At 58.9% G+C, this 21,021-nt stretch carries 19 protein-coding genes; 6 read left to right on the top strand and 13 right to left on the bottom strand.

Features of this window, described 5'->3' with window-relative positions; genetic code table 11:
* Positions 1-4 precede the first annotated feature (4 nt).
* The gene (locus HEP89_RS01855) at positions 5-1,204 is read left to right on the top strand and encodes an O-succinylhomoserine sulfhydrylase (protein WP_168691215.1); all 1,200 of its coding nucleotides are present in this window, start codon (positions 5-7) and stop codon (positions 1,202-1,204) included.
* Here the strand turns inward: HEP89_RS01855 and HEP89_RS01850 are convergent.
* A complete protein-coding gene (locus HEP89_RS01850) occupies positions 1,201-1,818 on the bottom strand; it encodes a CDP-alcohol phosphatidyltransferase family protein (protein WP_168691214.1) in 618 nt (205 codons plus the stop codon). The genes HEP89_RS01855 and HEP89_RS01850 overlap by 4 nt on opposite strands.
* Before the next feature lie 210 nt (positions 1,819-2,028).
* On the opposite strand from HEP89_RS01850, the gene apaG reads away from it, so the two are divergent.
* Positions 2,029-2,430, top strand: coding sequence for a Co2+/Mg2+ efflux protein ApaG (gene apaG / locus HEP89_RS01845; RefSeq protein ID WP_023001798.1), 402 nt, complete (start codon positions 2,029-2,031; stop codon positions 2,428-2,430).
* Positions 2,431-2,443: 13 nt separating this feature from the next.
* Here the strand turns inward: apaG and HEP89_RS01840 are convergent, their stop codons facing one another.
* From HEP89_RS01840 to HEP89_RS01830, 3 genes are all read right to left on the bottom strand, one after another.
* Entirely contained in the window at positions 2,444-2,848 is a 405-nt protein-coding gene (locus tag HEP89_RS01840; protein WP_168691213.1) for a hypothetical protein, read from the bottom strand.
* A gap of 109 nt (positions 2,849-2,957) precedes the next feature.
* Entirely contained in the window at positions 2,958-4,058 is a 1,101-nt protein-coding gene (locus HEP89_RS01835) for an alpha/beta fold hydrolase (RefSeq protein WP_168691212.1), read from the bottom strand.
* 18 nt (positions 4,059-4,076) lie between these two features.
* On the bottom strand, positions 4,077-4,490 hold the full coding sequence (locus HEP89_RS01830; protein WP_023001795.1) for a tellurite resistance TerB family protein: 414 nt from the start codon (positions 4,488-4,490) through the stop codon (positions 4,077-4,079).
* Positions 4,491-4,812: 322 nt separating this feature from the next.
* Here HEP89_RS01830 and HEP89_RS01825 point away from each other — a divergent pair, with 322 nt between their 5' ends.
* On the top strand, positions 4,813-6,471 hold the full coding sequence (locus HEP89_RS01825; protein ID WP_075281420.1) for a lysine--tRNA ligase: 1,659 nt from the start codon (positions 4,813-4,815) through the stop codon (positions 6,469-6,471).
* 81 nt (positions 6,472-6,552) lie between these two features.
* Here HEP89_RS01825 and HEP89_RS01820 read toward each other — a convergent pair whose 3' ends face one another.
* The 4 genes from HEP89_RS01820 to HEP89_RS01805 all read right to left on the bottom strand — a co-directional run bounded on the left by HEP89_RS01820 (position 6,553) and on the right by HEP89_RS01805 (position 11,429).
* Entirely contained in the window at positions 6,553-7,356 is an 804-nt protein-coding gene (locus HEP89_RS01820; protein ID WP_168691211.1) for a pyrroline-5-carboxylate reductase dimerization domain-containing protein, read from the bottom strand.
* 225 nt (positions 7,357-7,581) lie between these two features.
* A complete protein-coding gene (locus HEP89_RS01815; RefSeq protein ID WP_168691210.1) occupies positions 7,582-9,558 on the bottom strand; it encodes a methyl-accepting chemotaxis protein in 1,977 nt (658 codons plus the stop codon).
* A gap of 227 nt (positions 9,559-9,785) precedes the next feature.
* The gene (locus tag HEP89_RS01810; RefSeq protein ID WP_168691209.1) at positions 9,786-10,727 is read right to left on the bottom strand and encodes a thermonuclease family protein; all 942 of its coding nucleotides are present in this window, start codon (positions 10,725-10,727) and stop codon (positions 9,786-9,788) included.
* An 18-nt stretch (positions 10,728-10,745) separates the two neighbouring features.
* A complete protein-coding gene (locus HEP89_RS01805) occupies positions 10,746-11,429 on the bottom strand; it encodes a helix-turn-helix transcriptional regulator (protein WP_168691208.1) in 684 nt (227 codons plus the stop codon).
* A gap of 152 nt (positions 11,430-11,581) precedes the next feature.
* On the opposite strand from HEP89_RS01805, the gene HEP89_RS01800 reads away from it, so the two are divergent.
* Positions 11,582-11,926, top strand: coding sequence for a DUF952 domain-containing protein (locus HEP89_RS01800; protein WP_168691207.1), 345 nt, complete (start codon positions 11,582-11,584; stop codon positions 11,924-11,926).
* Positions 11,923-13,017: a quinone-dependent dihydroorotate dehydrogenase gene (locus HEP89_RS01795; RefSeq protein ID WP_168691206.1), complete on the top strand. Its 1,095-nt coding sequence runs from the start codon at positions 11,923-11,925 to the stop codon at positions 13,015-13,017. The genes HEP89_RS01800 and HEP89_RS01795 overlap by 4 nt, the downstream gene beginning before the upstream one ends.
* Positions 13,018-13,029: 12 nt before the next feature.
* Here HEP89_RS01795 and HEP89_RS01790 read toward each other — a convergent pair whose 3' ends face one another.
* Entirely contained in the window at positions 13,030-14,382 is a 1,353-nt protein-coding gene (locus tag HEP89_RS01790) for an MATE family efflux transporter (protein WP_168686007.1), read from the bottom strand.
* A gap of 181 nt (positions 14,383-14,563) precedes the next feature.
* On the opposite strand from HEP89_RS01790, the gene HEP89_RS01785 reads away from it, so the two are divergent.
* Positions 14,564-15,511 (top strand): histone deacetylase, encoded by a 948-nt coding sequence (locus HEP89_RS01785; RefSeq protein WP_168691205.1) that lies wholly within the window; start codon positions 14,564-14,566, stop codon positions 15,509-15,511.
* Positions 15,512-15,522: 11 nt separating this feature from the next.
* Here the strand turns inward: HEP89_RS01785 and HEP89_RS01780 are convergent, their stop codons facing one another.
* The 4 genes from HEP89_RS01780 to HEP89_RS01765 form a co-directional block, all read right to left on the bottom strand.
* Positions 15,523-16,569 carry a hypothetical protein gene (locus HEP89_RS01780; protein ID WP_168691204.1) on the bottom strand — a complete coding sequence of 349 codons (1,047 nt, stop codon included), beginning with the start codon at positions 16,567-16,569 and terminating at the stop codon, positions 15,523-15,525.
* A 123-nt stretch (positions 16,570-16,692) separates the two neighbouring features.
* Positions 16,693-16,968 carry a DUF6460 domain-containing protein gene (locus tag HEP89_RS01775; RefSeq protein WP_031269649.1) on the bottom strand — a complete coding sequence of 92 codons (276 nt, stop codon included), beginning with the start codon at positions 16,966-16,968 and terminating at the stop codon, positions 16,693-16,695.
* Positions 16,969-17,529: 561 nt separating this feature from the next.
* The gene (locus HEP89_RS01770; RefSeq protein ID WP_168691203.1) at positions 17,530-18,651 is read right to left on the bottom strand and encodes an AraC family transcriptional regulator; all 1,122 of its coding nucleotides are present in this window, start codon (positions 18,649-18,651) and stop codon (positions 17,530-17,532) included.
* A gap of 149 nt (positions 18,652-18,800) precedes the next feature.
* Complete coding sequence (locus HEP89_RS01765) at positions 18,801-21,011, bottom strand: 3-hydroxyacyl-CoA dehydrogenase NAD-binding domain-containing protein (RefSeq protein ID WP_168691202.1); 2,211 nt, start codon at positions 21,009-21,011, stop codon at positions 18,801-18,803.
* Positions 21,012-21,021 lie beyond the last annotated feature (10 nt).

The following is a 21,021-nucleotide window of genomic DNA, read 5'->3' as shown; positions in this document are numbered from 1 at the left end:
AGACATGACTGAGACCACCAAGACCGGAAACAAGAACTGGCGCCCTGCAACCACTCTGGTTCATGGCGGCACCATGCGGTCACCGTTTGGTGAGACCTCGGAGACCATCTACCTGACCCAGGGCTTCACCTACAGCGGTGCCGAAGCTGCCGAGGCCAGGTTCAATGGCGAGGACCCGGGTTATGTCTATTCCCGCTATGCCAACCCGACCGTCACCATGTTCGAGGACCGTATCAAGGCGCTTGAAGGGGCCGAGGCCGCGCGGGCAACCGCCAGCGGCATGGCGGCCGTCAATCTGGCGCTGATGGCAGCGGTAAGGGCAGGCGATCACGTGATTGCCGCCAAGGCCCTGTTCGGCTCCTGCCGCTATATTTGCGAAACACTGCTGCCGCGCTTCGGCGTTGAAAGCACGCTGGTAGACGGAACGGACATCGAGCAGTGGAAGGCGGCTGTTCGGCCGAACACCAAGGCCCTGTTCCTGGAAAGCCCGACCAACCCGACGCTGGAAGTCATCGACATCGAGGCCGTGGCACAGATCGCCAAGGAAGCCGGTGCCCGTCTGATCGTCGACAACGTGTTTGCGACCCCGCTGTATCAGTCGCCGTTTCAGCTCGGTGCCGATGTGGTCGTCTATTCGGCCACCAAGCACATCGATGGCCAGGGCCGGTGCCTCGGCGGTGTGATCCTGTCGGACGAGGAATGGATCAACGACGAGGTCATGCCTTTCATCAAGCATACCGGTCCGCACATGAGCCCGTTCAGTGCCTGGGTCCTGTTGAAGGGCCTGGAAACGCTGCCGCTGCGCGTTGCGCGCCAGACGGAAACGGCGGGCAGGATTGCCGACTATCTGGCAAGCCAGTCCAGGGTCGCGCGGCTGATCTATCCGGGCCGGGACGACCACCCGCAGGCCGATGTTGCCAAACGCCAGATGAGCGGCGGATCCACTATGCTGGCGATGGAAATCGAGGGCGGCAAGGAAGCCGCGTTCCGTTTCACAAACGCGCTGGAAATCGTCAAGATCTCCAACAACCTGGGCGACGCCAAGAGCCTGATCACCCATCCGGCGACGACCACGCACCAGTCGATTGGCGAGGAAGCGCGCGCGGAACTCGGTATCACCGATGGTATCCTGCGGCTTTCAATCGGTCTGGAGGATCCGCAGGATCTGCTGGAAGATATCGAGAAGGCGCTCCAGGCGATCTAACGGCCTGTCTGCCGCAGCGCCTTCACGCCAATGAGCACCCGGGCGCCGGCGGACACGACGCATATCGCGGCAAAACCGTAGGCAAGCGCAGGAAACCAGGCGGGGACCAGGGCCATCAGCAGGAATAGCGCGATGGTCTCGGTGCCTTCGGCCAGCCCGCCTATGTAATAGAGCGATTTGGAGCCCTGAGCGTCGGTGGTCAGCTTGTTCTTCTCCGCCATGATGGCAAAGGCCAGAAAGGCCGAGCCGTTCGCGTAGAAGCTGGCAAGAAGTGCCACCGCCGGCAAAGCGTTGCGGGCCGGGTCCTGTATGGCAAAGGCCAGAGGGATTGCGCTGTAGAAGAAGAAATCCAGTGTGATGTCGAGGTAGCCGCCGAGATCCGTCTTGGCCGTTGCCCGGGCCAACGCGCCATCGAGACCGTCTGCAAATCGGTTGACCGCGATCAGGAACAAGCCGATCAGGGTATGACCCGTTGCGATAGCGATGGCTGCCCCCATACCGGCGGCAAAGCCCGCCAGCGTCACGCTGTTGGCGGTAAGCCCCGTGCCGGCAAGGATCAGGCCCAGCCGGTTCAGCGGCGGATCGATCAGCGGGCGCAGGTGGGCATCGAACATGAAGAGATCACTGCTTTGGGTCTGACAGATGGTGTTCTTGCAAAATCCGGCCTCAAATCTCAAGCAATTCCGGCCTCATATGTCACAACCCTCTTTCACGCTTGCGTCATTCGCCCTATAAGCCCCTCCTGAACGAGCGGGCACCACCCGTGGAAGTCGCTTCGGACCGGTCTATTTCAAGGTTCGCAGTTCTGAAATTAAGGAAAAGCCGTGTCTGGCAGTTACACCGCCATCACCCAAGGGATCGAAGTCTCCGTCGAGCCGTTTTATCTGGACGATGAATCGCGTCCGGAAGAGAGCGAATATATCTGGGCGTATATGGTCGAGATCCACAACGGTGGCAGCGAACCGGTGCAGCTGAAGACGCGTTACTGGCAGATAACCGATGCCAGAGGGCGCCAGGAAGAAGTCAGCGGCGAGGGCGTGGTCGGCGAACAGCCGGTGATAGAGCCTGGCGAGACCTATGAGTATTCGTCGCACTGCCCGCTTTCGACCGACAGCGGCATCATGGCCGGGTCCTACTCGATGGAACGTCCGGACGGCTCCATGTTCGACGTCGTCATTCCGGCGTTTTCACTCGATCTGCCGGATGCGATCCACAGCCTGAATTGAGGCTATCAGCCGATCAGATACTCAGCAGTCCGCCGACAAAGCCGATCAGCAGCCACAAGATCCACTTGCGGCGGTTGAAGGCCGTCAGCAACGTGACCGCTAGTATTCCGAAGATCAGATAGAGGATATGGCCGGCAAAGCCGGTGCCGAGCACCCATGCGAAAAGATCCGGATCCCGGTTCTTTGCCAGATGGAAATGGTCTTCGGCAAACATCACCAGCGCGTCGGCTGCAAGGCCGCAGACAAAGCCTGCAAAGGCAAGCATCATTCGCGTGCCCCAGTTCGCCTGCTTTGGAGCGGTGCGAACCTGCACGTACCGGACAGCATAAGGCATGGGGCGCTGTACGCGCAGCCTCTGGCGGCGTCGCCTCAGTGGATAGCGCACACTTGTCCGCTCTCCGATTGCCTGATTGCTCATGTCCCCGTCTCCGCACTGAAGGACCCGCAGGTCCCGGCAGCCCACAAGCGTGCTGTCCCCGCTCCGGTGATAAGGTGCTGCGGATTGAAGGACCGAAAACAAAAAGGGTTCAATTTGATCGATTTGGTGAAGTTGAAAGGCTGTTTGCTGTTGAGGCCTGTTCCTTGATCCAGATTGTTATGGTGTCCAGTGCGCCCGGTGCGTAGGCACGGCGTCCCAGGACCATGAACAAGGCCTTCGACCAGGAAGGCATTTGCCCCTTGAGCTGGTAGTTGAAGGCTTCCGCCCGCAACAGCGCATGGGTTGCTTCCGGGACGATCACGAAGCGGTTGGCGGGATTGTTGTCCGTCAGCATCTTTCGATAGATGCCGGAATTGAAATGAGGATCCACGTTGAGGTCCTCTGCTCCGTGCAGTGTCAGAACGGGCGAGGAGATACGGGCAAGGGAGGCGGTGGAGTCGGAGGCCGCATTCTGGCGCGCGAAGGTGAAGCGATCTTCCGGCATCGGAACCCTGTCCATGCCGCTGTCGAGATAGTCCTGATAGGAAAAATCCCGGTCTAGAAACTTTTGTCCGTCTTTTGCGTCCTGCGCCAAGGCCTTGTCGATCGCCTTGCTGTCTGCACCTGCAAGCTCCAGCCTGCGCCGGGTATAATAACCAGCCTGCCGCAACCAGTTGACAGCTCCGCCGACAATCACGAAGAAATCGCCCTGTGCTGGCTCTTCCGCCAGAATGGGCAAAACCCACCCCGCCTGGGAAAAGCCGAGAAATCCGGCTGGAGACGTCTTCAATTCGGGCTGTTCTTTGGCGGCCGCAAGGGCCGTTGCCGCGAGGCGGGCTCGCTCTTCCATGGAAAAGGAAAGCCAGTTGCCCTGGCTTTCGCCGACGCCAGGCTTGTCCCAGGAATAGACGGCAAGACCGCTGTCCAGAAGACGGCTGATGAGAGGCATGTACCCACCGCCGGAATAGCGGTCCGCTGGCCCGTCCCCGTGAACGATCAGGACCAGAGGCGGGTTTGCGTGCCCAGGATCTTGCAGGTGGGGCAGATGCAACGTTCCGGCAACGGAATGTCCGTCGAAGGAAAAGGCAATCGGCCGGCTTTCGTATTCAGAAAGATCGAAATCCTGAAGGCCCTGGAAGATCAGGAAAACACCTGCCAGGACGGCTATCGATACCGCCCCGGCCCAGGCGAGGGCCTTCGTTGCTTTCAAATACCTGCTCCGTGAGGATCAGATGGTCCGATGACGGGCAATCGCACCACGCTCGATTGCGGCAACGGTGAGTTTGTCGAGTTTGAAGCGGTCACGCAGAAGCTGAAGGATGCGCAATTCTTCCTTCTCGACGTGGAGATCGGCAGCCGCGACTTCAACCCCAAGCGCATATGCAGTGTCGTAAAGCTTTGCCGGCAGGACGTCGCCAACCAGCTCCAGCACCAGCTGCAAGCCGTTGTCTTCCTGCAGGATGTCGCCGCAGCGCTGGGCTGCCGGGATGATCCGGTTGCCGTCATAGCCATTGAAAACGGGCAGCATCTTGATCATGTCGCCGATGGTGGCCAGTTCGTTGTCGGTCATCTGGTTGTCCGACGCCGAGACGATAACCATCACGTAGATAAGGGCTTCCTGTACGCTGATCGGCTCGTTCATAGACACTATTCATTCTCCCGTAGCGCCAAAAGACGGAAAATTTCTTCTTGATCGTGCGCCCGATGTAACGGGTTGGAAGACAAGCTTCAAGTCACCGGTATGAGACAATCGATTGACCGGCGTGATCCGCTTTTTTCCGGCGCGATATGTCCTCAGGCGGAAAGAGTGCGCAAAGCCCGAGATTTCGGTCAACTTAGCTGTGTTCATGTGATTGCACATAGAGGCGCGTTGATCTAGTGTCGCGCCGCAGCAACCGGCCGAAAAGTCAAAAAAACGACCGGGTTGCATTCCATCCATTCTCATGAACAGAACGACTTGAAAAATGACCGATCAATCCCTGCCTCCGCTTGACCTTTCGCAAGAGTTTGTCGAGGCGGCCACGAAATCGAAAGCGTGGCCGTTCGAAGAAGCGCGAAAACTGGTCAAACGGATCGAGAAACGGGGAACGGACAAACCGGTTCTGTTCGAAACGGGCTATGGCCCGTCCGGTCTCCCGCACATCGGCACCTTCGGCGAAGTTCTGCGCACCACCATGGTGCGCACGGCGTTTCGGCTGCTGACCGAAGACAAGATCCCGACGCGGTTGCTTTGCTTCTCCGACGACATGGACGGCATGCGCAAGATCCCGGAAAACGTGCCGGACCGCGCAGCGCTTGAGCCATATCTGCAGATGCCTCTGACGGCGGTGCCGAACCCCTTCGGCGGCGACTATGAAAGCTTTGCCGAGCACAACAACGCCATGCTGCGCCGGTTCCTGGATACCTTCGGCTTCGATTATGAATTTGCCAGCGCGACCGAATACTACAAAGCCGGCAAGTTCGATGACGTGCTGATCCGGGCGACCGAGAAGTACCAGAAGATCATGGACGTGATGCTGCCGACGCTCGGCGCGGAACGTCAGGCGACCTATTCGCCCTTCCTGCCGATCTCGCCGACGTCCGGCCGCGTGCTCTATGTGCCCATGAAGGACGTCAATTCGAAGGACGGCACCATCACCTTTGCGGACGAGACGGGCGAGGACATCACGCTGCCGGTCACCGGCGGCAAGGTGAAGCTGCAGTGGAAGCCCGACTTCGGCATGCGCTGGGCTGCGCTTGACGTCGATTTCGAGATGTTCGGCAAGGATCATATGACCAATGCGCCGATCTACGACAAGATCTGCAACATCCTGGGCGGGACCGCTCCGGAACACTTCGTCTACGAACTGTTCCTGGACGAAAAGGGCGAGAAGATCTCCAAGTCCAAGGGCAACGGTCTGACCATTGACGAGTGGTTGACCTACGCTGCACCGGAGAGCCTTGCGCTCTACAATTTCCAGAAGCCGAAGACGGCCAAGAAGCTCTATTTCGACGTCATTCCGAAGGCGGTCGACGAATATTACACCTTCGTCCAGAAGTACGAGCAGATGCCGGTGGAGCAGAAGCTTCAGAACCCGGTCTGGCACATCCATTCGGGCAACATTCCGAAGATCGACATGCCGGTGCCCTTTGCCATGCTGCTGAACCTTGTGTCCGCCTCCAACGCGGAAAACAAGGACGTGCTGTGGGCGTTCATCTCCCGCTACGCTCCGGGCGTGACGGCGTCGACCCATCCGGAACTGGATGCGCTTGTCGGCTATGCGATCCGCTACTTCGACGATTTCGTCAAACCAACCAAGTCGTTCAAGGTGCCGGACGATGTCGAGCGCACTGCGCTGGAAAAACTGGACGAAACACTGGCCGCCCTGCCGGCCGGTGCGGATGGCGGTGCCATCCAGGATGCGGTGCTGGACGTCGCCCGGTCCATCGAGCGTTATCAGGACCCGTCCAAAAAGGGTCCCGATGGTGGTCCTGGCGTGTCCGTCGTCTGGTTCTCTGCGCTTTACCAGCTTCTGCTCGGGCAGGAAAAGGGACCGCGCTTCGGGTCTTTCGTTGCTCTTTACGGCATTGCCGAAACGCGTGAGATGATCCGCAAGGCACTGGCTGGCGAACTGACAGCCTGATTATCAGACTTCAGGAAAAGCGGCGCACCAGCGCCGCTTTTTTTGTTTTCAGCTGTGCTCTCCGGCGGAAGAAGCGCGGTATCAGTCTTTGCCGGCAATAGTTCTGACGCGCTCCGTACTGGCGTCCAGCCCTTCACTGATCAGATCCGAAACACCCAGTTCCTTCAGCTTGACGAGACCGGCGGCAGTCGTTCCTGCGTAGTCGATCATCTCCTGAACATGTTCCGCCGGAGATCTGGTGTCACCGGCCATGATTTGCCCAGCCGACAGGATCAGCTGTTTTGCGGCGCGTTCGGCAATATGCCTGTCGACACCGTTTGACCTTGCATAGTCAACAATGCAGTCGGCGAAGAAGGCCGCAAATCCCGGTACCGGACCGGTTATGGCGGTGAAGACCTCGATCTGCTGTTCGTCCTGGACTTCATCACTCGGGCCGCAGGCCGACAACAACGACTGGACGAGGTCCCTGTCTTCCTGCGAAAGCGACGAAGCCGCACACCAGGGGGAGTAGGCCAGCTGCTTGCCCGCCGCCGGGCTCGACATGGCACGAACGACCTTTTCCGAGCCTGTGAGGGCTTTGAGCCTCTCACGTGAGACACCCGCCATGACCGAGAGCACCAGTTTGCCGGGCGCCGAAATGCTGACCGTTTCGACAAGCGCTGGCGGAACGGACAGAAGGATGACCTCACAGGTGTCAGCCAGAAGCTGATTGGATGCGGTGAAGGTGATCTCCGGCCAGCTTTCGAAGCCTGTGGCGGTTCCGGATCGATTGGATATCCAGAGCTGACGAGGTTTGACACAGCCGCTTTCCAGCCAAGCCGTTGCGATGGCGCTGCCGAGTTGCCCGGTTCCACCAACGATGCCGACCTTGATTTCTCCAGTCATGAATACTCCAGATCCGGGACTTCCGAAGTCCGGAGCCTAATACCAATCAGGAAAAATAAGAAACCGACGGATCGCAATTGAGCAGAGGTTTGTCAGCAAGTCTGCCTGCATCCAGTGGTGTGAATGGCTGTAGCAGCCGTTCATTCAAACGTGCATGGCGATAAAGCTGGATAAGGTGCCCATGGGCACCTTATCAGGGTTGTCTGCAGGCGTTTCCCGCGAAGATCATTTGTTTTCGTCGAAGAACTGGACGCCTGCCCTGGTGCCATCCACCCAGATGATATGGCCAAGCCGTTCCTTGCCATCGCATCGGATGCAAACGGTCTTGCCCGCCTTGGCATCCCTTATGCCCTTCAAGCCCACACCGGTCACGGACACGTTTTCCAGCTCCACTGTCTGGGTTCCCCCGTCCAGCAGAACTTCGGCCTTCTTGCCGACGTCCTGTCTTGGCGACTTGCGGGGTTCTGCATCCGCCAGATCGGTTTCCATGGCGGCGGCAAGAACTGTAAGGCCCTTGAGAACTTCCTTGCTGGCCTTGTCCAGGTCAACGAGTGCCGCGAAAGCTTCCGTGGAATTGCCTTGTTCAGTGGCATGCAGCGCCCGGTGACCCGCTTCGTGAACCGCCTTATGAGGAGCGATCAGGTTGCGGAACGCTGGATGTGATTTGATCTTCTCGTTCTTGATCGAGTCGTACCATTTGCCAAGACGGCAATGATGATGGTCGGGCATGCCGGAAGTCGCCCAGTCGTCGTGGCCGGTCACCGTATCGACGACACGTTTCTTGAAAAGGACGTGGTCGATCCGAGCCATTTCCAGCAAGGACTTGTCAGAGTTGGCATCAAAGAAGTTTTTTGCTGCTCCGCTGAAACTGTCGTTGCTTTGTTTCAGAACGCGCTGCATGGCACCGAGTTGCTGATCCGTATTCCGGTTCGATTCAGCGACATTGGCGACGTTGCGAGCGATTTCGTGGCTGGCTTCTTTCTGCTGGTGCAGGATGCCCGTTATCTGGGTGACCCGTTCGGAGACATTGCCAACCATCCCGTCGATGGATTGCATGAGTTCATTGGCGGCCGCAATGGCATCCTCGCCATTCTGGATGGCGCCTTCGGAGCTCTGGATGGCTGTCTGGATCGTTTCCATGCCGGCAGTCAGTGCTTCGATCCGCTGCGCGATGTCTTCCGTCGCCTTGCCGGTCTGCGAGGCGAGGGTTTTGACTTCCGAAGCAACGACGGCAAAGCCTTTGCCGGCTTCCCCTGCACGGGCGGCTTCAATGGTGGCATTCAGCGCCAGAAGATTGGTCTGGTCTGCGATGGATTGAATGACCGATAGGAATTCGCCGATCTGCGATGCAGCTTCGCTGAGGTCTGACAGGCTCTGCGCGGTTTGCCGGGACGTTGAGGAAATATCGCCGATAGCACTCGACACGGCCGACATCTTGTCCAGGCCATCCTTGGCGGCGTTGTTTGTTTGCACGGCTTCGTTGGCCGCGCCTTCGCTGTTTTCGGAAATCTGGCCGATGGAGGCGACAAGCTGGTCCGCCGCGGCGGAAATCGACTGGCCGTTCGCGTTGGCTTCCTGGGTATTGCGCGACAACAACGCCATCGACATCACGATTTCGTTCAGCTCGCTGATGGTGTTTGCGGTCGTGCGCAGGTTCTCCAGCCCGATCGTATCCCGCATTTCAGCGTCTTCAATGCGGCGCTGTTCCGTTTCGAACGCACGTTGTGCAAGGATCATGTCCAGAAAGAACCGTGTCACCACGGCCTGCATCTCGGCAATCATCGCCTTTTGCGAAAACCGGTGCTTCTTGACAATGACAGGAAGGATTTCGTTCAACAGCCGGCCAAATGCGGACATCAGCCATTCGGCCTTCAGCCCGATCTTTACGTGAGCCTGACCGATACGCGCAGCCTGTCCGATGAACTCCAGGTCCGGGTCGTGATTGAAGATATATTCCCAGTGTTTGGTTTGCGCGTTTTTGAGAGGAACGGTGTTCTTCTCATGCGTTCCCATTTTCTGGCGCAGCTCTTCTTGCGAAAGGAGCTCTACGTAAAAGCGATCCAGAATGGCCGGAAGGTGTTTTTGAAGGGTGTTCCAAGCCGTCTGCGCAGAAGCTGTATTGCTTCCGGAACTGGACATGAACTTGATATATTTTGTGATATTGTCAGTTTCGACAGTGTTCTTGGGGGCAGGTGTGCTCATATTTCTTTGGTCCTCGTCACGGACTGATAATGTTTGAGCCACTTTCCCTTAAGGGCGTAAATATTGAACTAATTGTACTGATTGATTTGTCTATGTATTAACCCTATTCGCCGAAGGTATGAGCTGCTTCGAGGCGCTCGCAAGGATTTTTCAGCAGCAGTGAGAGGCGGTCGGTTGAGGAGGAGAAACTAAGGCTTGCTTCAACGCGAAGCGGTGCCGCTCCAGCCCTACTGCACCGGCCGTTCTACTTGCGGGTAATCCTCGATTGCCAGTTGACCGTCCCCCGGCTGTTCCGGTTCGGTTCTCAGGCTCCATTCGACGATTTCCGGGGCAAGTTCCTCAAGGCCTGGCAAGGCAGACGGCACTTCTGTTTCCAGTTCGCTCGTCGGCAACTCGTTCAGCCATTCCGATTGCCACTTGCCGACTTTTCTGTCTCTGGCCTTTTCGGCAAGTTCCATGAAATCGGCAGGTGCGTCCGGCGCCGGATCCGCCCAGCCATAGCGGACAAGACGCTTGCTGAGGTCCATCGATCCGCGGGTGCAGGTTGCCAGAATCTGTTGCGGTCCGGTCTCCTCGATCTTTTCGCATACCACCTTCAATTGCCGCACCAGTCCTCTTAAGAAAGTGCGCGCCCTGGCACCGCAGGGCCAGGTGCCACCGAGACGGGAAACACAGGTTTCGTCCGATTTCAGCGGAACGATATGGGCAAGCGTCACTGTCAACCGGTCCGACTTGATGCGTCCGCCGTCGAGAACCTGCACGCGCATCAGCTCCAGTGGGCCATCCGGAACCGGTTCAATCGGTGGATCCTTCAGTTCCAGGTAGCGTTTGGAAGGTTCGATACGTTTGAGGTCACCCTGTACCTGCGGTGCCGATACCCCCTCCGGCGAAACGTTGCGAATGTCGTTCGGCAAAGGCGCAGCGGCGACGACGACGGGTTCACTTTGTGTCTGTGCCGGTTTCTGCGTCTGAGCTTGGGGAGGGGACGACTGCGGTGCGGGCTCGGGCGTCTTTGCCGGCTCGCTTGTTTCCTTGGCGGCGCTGGTGATGCTGCCTGCCGCTACCTGCTCGTCCTGTACGGACGGCGGGTCTGCCAGGAGCAGCCAGGCGAGCAGACCACCTGCGGTGGTCAGCACGATTGCTGGCGTTATGAGAGGCCGAAGCTTCATCAAATGTGTGCTCGCAGGTTATTGGCTCGCCCAGATAATACGGGCAGTCCACTCGATTGCCGAGTGCTGAAAGCGCACTGACTGTGAATTGTCCCCGATTGTGCAAACCGCCAGGTCTTCGTCGCCTGTCTCCTGCAACGTGTAAAGCGACAACCGGCCACTGTTGAGCTTGATGGCAAGCCTGTCACCGGTGCGAAGGGGGGCGCCGGGAGCAACCACGACGATATCGCCGTTTCTGTAAAGGGGATGGAAGTCTTCGGTGCTGACCTGCAGCGCAAAAGCAGCGCCGATTTGGGGAAAGCTGAGACTTTGCCACGTCGCGCCAGCTGGCCGGCCGGCACTGTCGAAGGCATTTCGGTCCGAGGCAGCATCAAACCCTGCAAGGGGCACCAAAGCTGGCGCAGCGTCGGTTGGCCCGCCCGGGGTTTCGACCCTGGCGGCAAACGTGTTCAAGGCTTCGCCGGTGGCGGCCAGCACCTTGGCAAGCGACTCTGTCGATGGCCACCGTGGGCGTCCGTCGCCCGCAACGCGTTTCGACGGGTTGAAAGCGGTCGGATCCAGTCCGGCACGCCGAGCCAGGCCGGACGGCGAAAGCCCGTTCTGCGAGGCGAGGGCATCAATGGCCGCCCAGACCTTTTCATGTGAGAGCACGGCTGCCGTTTCTCCGTATTGGCGCGACAGGAATAAATACCTTTCGCTCATATGGGTTTTCCCGACCAAAATTCAAAAGAAACAGGCTGGAGTCCCTTGTGCCGCTTGTTCGCTACGGTTCGGATGAGTAGTGTCCCGACCGGCTGAGCATGCGCCGGGCCTTTGCCTGCCATGCCATCCCCGGCAAGAGGCAAGGCAGACAGATGAACCTGATTTTCAAGATCGTCCCGAAATCCATGTGGCAGGAGGCAACCGACCAAGGCGTCTTCAAGGGCGCGCCGGTGGACCTTCAGGACGGCTTCATTCATTTTTCCGCCGAGGATCAGGTCCGGGAAACCGCTGCAAAGCATTTCGCGGGCCAGCAGGATCTGTTGCTGGCCGCCTTTGATGCTGATGGGTTTGGCGACTTGTTGAAATGGGAAACTTCCCGGGGCGGGGCCCTGTTTCCCCATCTCTATGGCTCGCTGGACCCGAAGGTCGCACTCTGGGTGAAGGAACTGCCGCTTTCACCGGACGGGTCACATGACTTTCCGGAGCTGGATCAATGATACCGCCTTTCCTTGAAAACGTTGCGCTGAGAGGCCTGCAGTGCCTGGACGCCGAAACCGCGCACCGTGCGACTGTTGTGGCTTTGAAATCCGGTCTGATGCCGCCGCGCCGGAAGGTGTCTGACCCGCGCCTTGCAGTGAAGCTCTGGGATCTGACCTTTCCCAATCCGCTCGGAATGGCTGCAGGGTTCGACAAGAACGGCGAAGTGCCCGATGCGCTGCTGAAGCTGGGGTTCGGATATACCGAGGCAGGGTCGGTTACCCCGAAGCCGCAACCCGGCAATCCGCGGCCGAGGGTGTTCCGCTTGCCCGCAGACGAAGGCGTGATCAACCGCTATGGATTCAACAACGAAGGCCACGCAGCCTTGCGCCAGCGGCTTGAAGCCCGCCGGCGGTTGACAGGAATTGTCGGCATCAATGTTGGTGCCAACAAGGACGCAACCGACCGGATTGCCGACTACGTCGCCGGCATCACCGCATTCGCCGACTTGGCGTCTTATTTTACCGTCAACATTTCTTCACCCAACACACCGGGACTGCGCGACCTGCAGGCCCGGTCCGCACTTGCCGATCTGCTGACCGCCGTGATCACGGCGCGGGACGAATGCACGCAGACGTTTGGGCGCAAGGTTCCTGTGCTCTTGAAGATCGCGCCGGACGTTGCTGATGAGGACCTGCAGGATATCGTCGTGGAAGTGCTCGCCAAGAGCGTCGACGGCCTGATCGTCTCCAACACGACGATCGGACGAGACGGCCTGAGCGGCAAGGGGCCGGCACAGGAAACCGGAGGCTTGTCGGGCAAGCCCCTGTTCCGGAAATCGACCATCATGCTGGCGCGCGCACGCAAACTGGCCGGACCGGACCTGCCGATCATCGGTGTCGGCGGTATCGACAGTGCGGAAACCGCCTGGACCAAGATCACGGCGGGGGCTGACCTCTTGCAGCTCTATTCGGCCCTTGTGTTCAAGGGTGCGGGGCTGATTGACGAGATCCTGAGCGGCCTTTCTGCAAAACTGGACCAGCACGGGATTGCGTCGCTGCGCGACGCGCGGGATGCCAATGTCGATGCCTGGGCATCGGAAACGGCCTAGATACAGCTGTTCTTATGCGTTGCCGAACGTCTCGGCTGCCCGCTTTCTGCAGGCGGCCAGCAATGTCAGGCCACGCGTTCCGAAGAACAGCAGGAAGGCGAGCCAAAGACCGTGGTTCCCCAGGATGGGGAACAGAAGGTAATAGGCAGCCAGGTAAACGACGAGCGACAACAGCATCATGTTGCGCATGGTCGATGACCATGTGGCGCCGATAAAGACCCCGTCCATCTGGAATGCCAGCACTCCGAAGACCGGGGTCAGTATCGCCCACACAAGATAGGTCGACGTTACCTGACGGACATCTTCTGCCGTCGTCATGAAATCGATCATGTACTGCCCGAAAAACCAGAACAGCGTCGACAGGATCCCCGCCAGGGCAAAGCTCCACAGTGCTGTCAGTTTCAATGCGCGGTCGAAGGCGGGCCGGTATCTTGCCCCGACCGCGCGGCCCGCAAGCTGTTCCGCCGCAGTTGCCAGACCATCCAGAAAGAACGCAGCCAGCATGATGAACTTCTCAAGCAAAGCGTTTGCGGCCAATACGGTGTCACCCTGGTCTGCCGAACGCGCCGTGAAAAACGCGAAGGCGAAGAGAAGGGTGAAGGAGCGGATCATGATGTCCCGGTTGACGGCCATCATGCGCACCAGCAGGCGGCGGTCGAAAATCACCTGAAGAGCCGGCCAAGACGTCTTGCCGGTGGTGAAGACGACCAGGCAGACGCCCAGTGCCGTTGCCGCGATTTCACTCAGGACAGTTGCCAGCGCGACACCTTCCACGCTCCAGCCGAAACCGATGACGAACCAGACACTGAGGCCGATGTTGAGCCCGTTCAGAACGAGCTGAAGCACCAGCCCTGTTCCTGCGCGCCCGAGGCCGATGAACCAGCCGAGCATGGCATAGTTGGCAAGGAGAAAAGGGGCACTGTAGACGCGGATGTCAAAGTAGCGGCTCGTTGCGGCCTGCACATCCGCACTGCCCCCCAGGAACCAGAGCCCGATTTCCCGCAAGGGAGCTTGCAAGAGGATGACCAGCAGACCGCCGATGGCCGCAATCACGAAGGCGCGCAGCAGTGTCGCCCTGACTTCTTCCTCGTTCTGGGCGCCGAAAGCCTGGGCTGTCAGGCCTGTCGTCCCGGACCTCAAGAAGTTGAAGGTCGTAAACACCAGGTCGAAGATGATCCCGCCTATGGCGATCCCGCCAAGCAGGGCCGGGTCGCCAAGGCGGCCGATCACGGCCATGTCGACGATGCCGAGCAGGGGCGTCGACAGATAGGCGAGTGTCATCGGAATGGCGATGGCAAGAACAGTGCGGTGGGTAACCGCAAACGCCAGTTTCGGCCGCTCGCCGGTTGCTGAAAGTTGGGACATCGATGGCTCGCTTCGAGAGGAAGACCTTCATGTCTGCCTTGCCTCGGCACGTCAATTCATTTCGGCACATACCGGGTATTCACGGACATGGCTGCCGAATTTGCACTGAGCCGTAAAATTCGGATCTGCTGTGTCGTTCAAAGGGTGCCCGTAGCGCCGGCGCGCCTTATATTGCGCACAGATGACCCTGCCTATCGTTCACCATCCGGCCTACTGCGCCGACCTTCCCGCCAATCACCGGTTTCCGATGGACAAGTTCCGTGCCGTCGCCGAGTTGATACGGCAGGAAGGGCTTCTCGGCGACAGCGCCTTTTTCAGGCCTCGTCCCGCCCCCTTCGAGTGGGTCGCACTCGCACATGATCCTGCCTATGTGGATCAGGTCTTCAATGCCCGGGTGCCGGAAAAGGTGGCGCGGGAAATCGGTTTTCCGATGCGCGAGGACATCGCCCTGCGGGCGCGCTGTGCAACGGGCGGGACTGTGTTGACGGGATATCTGGCGCTGGAACACGGCATTGCCTGCAACACCGCCGGCGGCAGTCATCATGCCCGGCGTGCACACGGAGCCGGGTTCTGCGTCTTCAATGACGTCGCAGTTGCCATCAAGGTGTTGCAGGCGGACGGCGCCATCCGCAAGGCGCTGGTGGTCGACCTGGACGTGCATCAGGGAGACGGCACCGCGGACATCTTTCAGGGCGACCCGGATGTCTTCACTTTCTCGCTTCACTCGGAAAAGAACTACCCCGTGCGCAAGGTCCCCTCCCATCTCGATATAGGTCTTGCCGATGGGACGAGTGACGAAGTCTATCTTGCTGTTCTGGAAGAGGTTCTGCCTGATCTGCTGCGCCAGGGGCCCTGGGACATCGTTTTCTTCAATGCCGGCGTCGATCCGTATTCTGGTGATCGTCTCGGCAGACTGTCGCTGTCACGCGACGGTCTTTGCAGGCGTGACCGCTATGTCATCGAAACGGTGCGAAAGGCGGGCGTGCCGCTGGCAGGAGTTCTGGGTGGAGGCTATTCGACGGATATCGACGAATTGGCCGATCGCCATGTGACACTGCATCGAACAGCCAAGGCTGTGATGGCTGAAGATTTCACTATGGTTGCGGCGCATGAACAGGTGGCCGGCTAAAGCCAGCCGGTTCATACCAGGATATCGGACACCTGCGGGGAGACCGATGTCGAACCGGTTGCGGTCGAAACCCCGTCCGTACCCGCAGGGCTCGCGGTGGAAGCCGGGTCTGGCTGCGCGCTGAAATTTGAGGCCCTCAGTGCCTTGACGCCGTCCTTGAGATCGGCACGGACGTCTTTCAGATCTTTTTTTGTGTCGCGCTCATCGCGCTTGAGCAGGCGTTCTATCTGTTGGGCAAGAGATTTGATGTCCTCAGCCATCTTGGCGAGGGCTTCCTTGTCGCCCTGCAGCCCGGACCTGCGGCTTGCGGCGAGTGCCTTGTTCGTTTCCTGTTGCTGTTCTGTGTAGGTCAGGACAGCCGCTTTCAGGTCTTCCCGCCAGCTGTCCGGTTCCTGTGCGCCTGCGGAAGAACCATCCTGCTCCACTCCGGTCTGAGCCTGACCCGTCGCCTGGCTCTCCGGTCCCGAAGTCGCAGCACTCGTTTCAGATCCGGATACCGGAATTTGTGTCTCGGGACTGCTCGCTGCCGCAGACACAGTCTCGACCAATGCGGAGGTTGCATTAACCTGCGTCCCGGCACCGGTTATGATATCTGCTGTGGCGGCGATGTTTGAAGCACCTGAAAGAACACCCGTGCCGACGCCTCCACCGCTCAAGCCCTGACCTGCCGACTTGAGGTCCTGGGAGGCGGACTTGAACTCCTTGGAGATCTGTTTCAGCTCCTTGAGCAGACGCTTGGCCTGCTCCGGCGTTGCGAACCGCAGCATTTCCTTGAGCCGTTCGATGCGCTTCTGGACCATCTCGATCTTTTGCCTGCGCATCGCATCCTTGTTGTTCTCTACCGAGCGGGCGAGGCCGTCGCTGAGTTCAACAGAATCCTTGTAGGTTTCGAAGAGGGATTTTGCCTTGTCCTCGTCGTCGGCCGAACCGTTGGCCCCCAGAAACGTGGTGAGCGTTTGTGCGGCAGCAAGCGAACCTGAGCGATTGCCCGCACCAGAACCCGCGCGGGCGTAGGCCTGGTAGGAGGCAGCAAATTTCGATGTTGCGATGGCGGACATGCAAGGGCCCCTTAAGGCTCGGGGAAGTTCCGCCAGTTTCAGTTAATTATGATTAAGAAAAGGTTAATTTCCCGCAAGGGTTGCGTGCTTGCCTTAAGTGACAAACGCAGGCCTCTGCCGGGACTAGCGGTTCCGACCCATGGCCAGAATGCGAGTAACCAGCCAGATCGGGACAACCACCATTGCACCGATAACCAGATACTTGCCCAGGCGTCCAAGGGCGTTGAAGCCCATGTTCCACAGGCGTTCGACAAAATCGATCGACATGGTGATCAGGTCGAGCGGGTCGAGGTTCAGCGCGGACAGGATAATGCCGACAACAAAGGACAGGAACACAAGCCGCAAAAGCACCTGGGCTGGTGAACCTCCCAGAAAACGGCTCAGGCCGGTGTCGGACATATGTGTCTCCTGCATGACGTTGCTAGTATTCCTAGCCCAGAAGTTAGGAATATTCGGTGTCGATTACAATGAGGCCTGGCAAGCACGGCGGCAACTCCAGCTCGTGCGACGGCCGTTTGTAAAATTTCTTATTAATTAAGTTTGGTGTCGTAATTCGTAAAGTTCTGTTCGCTTCCTGCCAAAGACGCAGCGGCCCTGTTGGCGTATTAAACTTTCAGGAATGTGCATCTAGATCGTTTGCGGCCACCCACAACCGCGACGGTCTGCCTTCCTCTACCTGCGGTGAAAGACAGCCGCCGGACCGGCACAAGTGCTGAACCGGCAAAAAAGGCGCGCACACTGCAGGATGGGCCAGCCGCCATCGACCCGTCCTGTTCTTCATGCAAATGAAAGACCAGCCGATAGCGGTATTGGTGGGTTTAGTCGAGTGTTCTCGACGGAACCGCCGGCAACAAGAATGATCTCTGGCACGGTGGTGACAAGCCCGTAACCGCCGTGCCGCAATTCTCAAGCCATCACAGCCTCGCGGTGACCAAGCCCTGTGCAGGGCTGGAAACAAAATCATTTTGTGGCAGCGGATTGCCGAACAGCGGAGGGTGTCGCCACCGTGACCCTGGAGCGCTGCAGCGGTTGCTTGCGCTCTGTCGTGGATTTAGCAGATGCAGGAGATCTGGAGCGGGGTGCATCCCGAACCTTCTTGGGGGAGACGCCAAACCATGTCTTCACGGCGCGCGAAAAGGTACTCAGTTCCGAAAAGCCGAGGAGATAGGCGATCTCCTTCATCGGAAGGTCCGTTCCCAGAAGATATCGTTCGGCTGCGGAACGCCGAACTTCCTCGCTTAGCTGACGGAAGCTGGTGCCTTCCTTTTCCAGAAGCCTCTGCACCGCCCTCTGCGACATGCCAAGTTTCGCTGAAATGAGCGGCAGGGTGCATGTCCCGGTCGACAGGCTGGCGGAAACTTCATTGGCAATGCGCGACAGCGGAGATTCAAACTGGCCGAACCTTTCCAGTTCCGAATTCGCAGACGTCAGGATGATCTCGTAAAGGTGGGCGTCGTGGCGCCGGAGCGGGCGGGAGAGCAACGTTTTCGGAAACGAAATCCTGTTGCGGGTCGCGCCGAACTTGATCCGGCCCTGATATTTCTTCTGAAAATTGGACGTGCAATTTGGTTGTGAGGTCGCGAGCTCGATAAGGATTGGCGGCGCTTTCATGTCGAGTGCATGTTCAATCTGCTGGGTCGCCCAGCCGATGCGTCCGAACACGTTCTGTCGCCATTCACCGCGTCCTTCAAGAATAGGCCATTCCACGAAGCCGCCGGTTTCGTCTTCCTCGAAAATTACCCGATAGGCATTGGTTCTGATCGGACTGAACTTCGCCCAGGCCTGACAGGCTTCCCTGAGTGACGGAGCGCAGGCAAACAGATAGTCGAAGATTGAAAAGCAGCCGATGTCGATCGTGTTGAACAGATCGAACATGACGGCGTCATCGCCCAGAACATTGGCGATATGTTCAAAAACGGCATGCCAGGCGGCTATCGGCACGGTACCTTGCGGATCGTCCAGGCTGGCGAGATCGAATTCATAGTCCCTGGCCATTTGAGGCCAGTCCAGATTGGCGTTCGAACAAATGTCGCGCAGAACGCGGAAGACATCCGAGCGCGCCCATTCGCCATCTAGCGGCATTCGTATCTCCAGCCTGCCCATGCTTAATTCCAAGCAGAACTGTGCATGACAAGTCACGCCGGATCAAGTTTTGTCGTAAAATGCTAACAATTGCTGGCGAATGCGATAGGCCGATGCCGCTCCCGTTCGGAAGCGGCATCGGTTGTCGATCAGGCTGCGTCCTTGACCTTCGCTTCGGCTTTCGGCGGGAATTTGCCGTAGAACGTCTCATTTTCTTTGGCCATATCCTTCAGCAGCTTGTTCGGCTTGAAGCGCGGTCCCCACTTGCGGGTGAACTTCTTGCACAAGTCGACAAAGGCCGGCGTGCCCATCATGTCGATATAGCTGAGCGTACCGCCGGTATAGGGTGCGAAGCCGAAACCAAGGATGGAGCCGACATCGGCTTCACGCACATCCGTCAGGCACTTTTCCTCGAAGATGCGGGCGGTTTCGAGCGCCTGCATCACCAGGAGACGCTGCTTGAGTTCTTCGATGTTGAAGCTCTCTGCAGGTTTCGGCTGACCGGTGACTTCCGGAATGCCGGGCCACAGGCTCTTGTCCTTGCCCTTGTAGTCGTAGAAGCCCTTGCCGTTCTTGCGGCCAAAACGCTCCTGCTTCACCACCATCTCTTCCAGGATGTTGTCGAGTGGGCCTTCGACATATTTGACGCCGAGGTCCTTGCGAGTTGCGGAAACGATCTTCCAGGCAAGATCCAGCGCCACTTCATCGCCAAGCGACAGCGGTCCGACCGGCATGCCGGCCATCTTGCCAGCATTCTCGATCATCGCCGCCGGAACGCCGTCCGCCAGCATCATCAGGCCTTCGCGGATATAGGTCATGACGACGCGCGAGGTGTAGAAGCCGCGGCTGTCATTGACGACGATCGGGGTCTTCTTGATGGCCTTGATATAGTCGAGCGCCATGGCAAGCGCGCGATCGGAAGTGCGCTTGCCGAGGATCACTTCCACCAGCATCATCTTGTCGACCGGCGAGAAGAAGTGGATGCCGATGAAGTTCTTCGGCCGCTTGGACGCCTGCGCCAGGGAGGTGATCGGCAGGGTCGAGGTGTTGGAAGCATAGATGGCACGAGACTTCATCACCGCCTCGGCCTTCTCCGTCACCGCCTTCTTGATCTCGCGATCTTCGAAGACGGCTTCGATCACCAGATCGCAATCTGCCAGGGCTTCATAATCGACGGTGGCGGTGATCTTCGACAGAAGCTTATCCTTCTGTTCTTCGCTCGCCCGGCCACGCTTGATCGCCTTGGTGATCAGCTCTTCGGAATGAGCCTTGCCCTTGTCGGCGGCTTCCTGGTCGCGGTCGATCAGGACGACGTCGATGCCCGCCTGTGCCGTGACATAGGCAATGCCTGCACCCATGAAGCCTGCGCCGAGAATGCCGATCTTGCGGATCTTGTTCGGACGCTGGTCCACCGGGCGGCGGGCCAGCTTGTTCAGCTCCTGCATGGAGACGAACAGCGAGCGGATCATGTTGGCGGCTTCCGGGGCCTGCAGCACCTTGGCGAAGTAGCGGCTTTCCACTTGAAGCGCGAGATCCATCGGCAGCTGCAGACCTTCGACGACGGAGCGCAGCAGGTAGCGGGCACCCGGATAGTTGTCATAGGTCTCACGGCGGTAGATCGCATTGGCGGCCGGCCAGAACTGGAAACCGGCGGGAGAATAGACCTTGCCGTTCGGCAGCTTGTAACCCTTCTTGTCCCAGTCCTTGACCGGGTCGAGGCCTGCCTTCAGCATCTTCTTGGCGGCGGCGACCAGTTTCCTGGTCGGGGCGACTTCATCCACCAGTTTCATCTGCTTGGCCTGCGGGGCACGCAAGGTGCGGCCCTGCAGCAGGAACTGCATGCCCTGCTGGCCATCGGTCATGCGCATGACGCGCTGCGTGCCGCCGGCGCCCGGGAAGAGGCCAACCTTGACTTCCGGCAGACCCATTTTCAGGCCTTCGTCAACGACGCGGCCATGACAGGCCAGCGCCAGTTCGGTACCGCCGCCCATGCAGGTGCCGGCAACGGCGGCGACGAAGGGTTTGCCGCAGGTTTCCAGCTTGCGGTAGACCTGAGACAGCTTGCGCGATCCTTCGAACAGAGCCTTGGCCGCAGCTTCCGCGTCGTTACCGCGCTTGATGTGGAAGTCCTTCAGAAGCCCTTCCAGCATGGTCAGGTCGGCACCACCGGAAAAGGCGGACTTGCCGGACGTGATCACGGCCCCCTTGATGGCGTCGTCACTTGCCACCTGGTCGACAATCGCATCCAGCTCGTCCATGACCGACAGATCGATGACGTTCATCGATTTTTCCGGCATGTCCCAGGTGATCAGGGCAAAACCGTCCTCATCGGTTTCAACGGTGAAATTCTTGTAGCTCATTTGATGGTCC

Origin of the sequence: Labrenzia sp. 5N, from assembly GCF_012395805.1 — a bacterium.
Lineage (GTDB): Bacteria > Pseudomonadota > Alphaproteobacteria > Rhizobiales > Stappiaceae > Roseibium > Roseibium algicola.
Note: the sequence above shows the minus strand (reverse complement) of the source record. Positions and strands in the feature narration are given on the sequence as shown.

Excerpts from the sequence above, each read along its gene's own strand:
- HEP89_RS01855 (WP_168691215.1), top strand. The coding sequence starts at position 5 with ATGACTGAGACCACCAAGACCGGAAACAAGAACTGGCGCCCTGCAACC.
- HEP89_RS01850 (WP_168691214.1), bottom strand. The coding sequence starts at position 1,818 with ATGTTCGATGCCCACCTGCGCCCGCTGATCGATCCGCCGCTGAACCGG.
- HEP89_RS01840 (WP_168691213.1), bottom strand. The coding sequence starts at position 2,848 with ATGAGCAATCAGGCAATCGGAGAGCGGACAAGTGTGCGCTATCCACTG.
- HEP89_RS01830 (WP_023001795.1), bottom strand. The coding sequence starts at position 4,490 with ATGAACGAGCCGATCAGCGTACAGGAAGCCCTTATCTACGTGATGGTT.
- HEP89_RS01825 (WP_075281420.1), top strand. The coding sequence starts at position 4,813 with ATGACCGATCAATCCCTGCCTCCGCTTGACCTTTCGCAAGAGTTTGTC.
- HEP89_RS01820 (WP_168691211.1), bottom strand. The coding sequence starts at position 7,356 with ATGACTGGAGAAATCAAGGTCGGCATCGTTGGTGGAACCGGGCAACTC.
- HEP89_RS01815 (WP_168691210.1), bottom strand. The coding sequence starts at position 9,558 with ATGAGCACACCTGCCCCCAAGAACACTGTCGAAACTGACAATATCACA.
- HEP89_RS01810 (WP_168691209.1), bottom strand. The coding sequence starts at position 10,727 with ATGAAGCTTCGGCCTCTCATAACGCCAGCAATCGTGCTGACCACCGCA.
- HEP89_RS01805 (WP_168691208.1), bottom strand. The coding sequence starts at position 11,429 with ATGAGCGAAAGGTATTTATTCCTGTCGCGCCAATACGGAGAAACGGCA.
- HEP89_RS01800 (WP_168691207.1), top strand. The coding sequence starts at position 11,582 with ATGAACCTGATTTTCAAGATCGTCCCGAAATCCATGTGGCAGGAGGCA.
- HEP89_RS01795 (WP_168691206.1), top strand. The coding sequence starts at position 11,923 with ATGATACCGCCTTTCCTTGAAAACGTTGCGCTGAGAGGCCTGCAGTGC.
- HEP89_RS01790 (WP_168686007.1), bottom strand. The coding sequence starts at position 14,382 with ATGTCCCAACTTTCAGCAACCGGCGAGCGGCCGAAACTGGCGTTTGCG.
- HEP89_RS01785 (WP_168691205.1), top strand. The coding sequence starts at position 14,564 with ATGACCCTGCCTATCGTTCACCATCCGGCCTACTGCGCCGACCTTCCC.
- HEP89_RS01780 (WP_168691204.1), bottom strand. The coding sequence starts at position 16,569 with ATGTCCGCCATCGCAACATCGAAATTTGCTGCCTCCTACCAGGCCTAC.
- HEP89_RS01775 (WP_031269649.1), bottom strand. The coding sequence starts at position 16,968 with ATGTCCGACACCGGCCTGAGCCGTTTTCTGGGAGGTTCACCAGCCCAG.
- HEP89_RS01770 (WP_168691203.1), bottom strand. The coding sequence starts at position 18,651 with ATGCCGCTAGATGGCGAATGGGCGCGCTCGGATGTCTTCCGCGTTCTG.
- HEP89_RS01765 (WP_168691202.1), bottom strand. The coding sequence starts at position 21,011 with ATGAGCTACAAGAATTTCACCGTTGAAACCGATGAGGACGGTTTTGCC.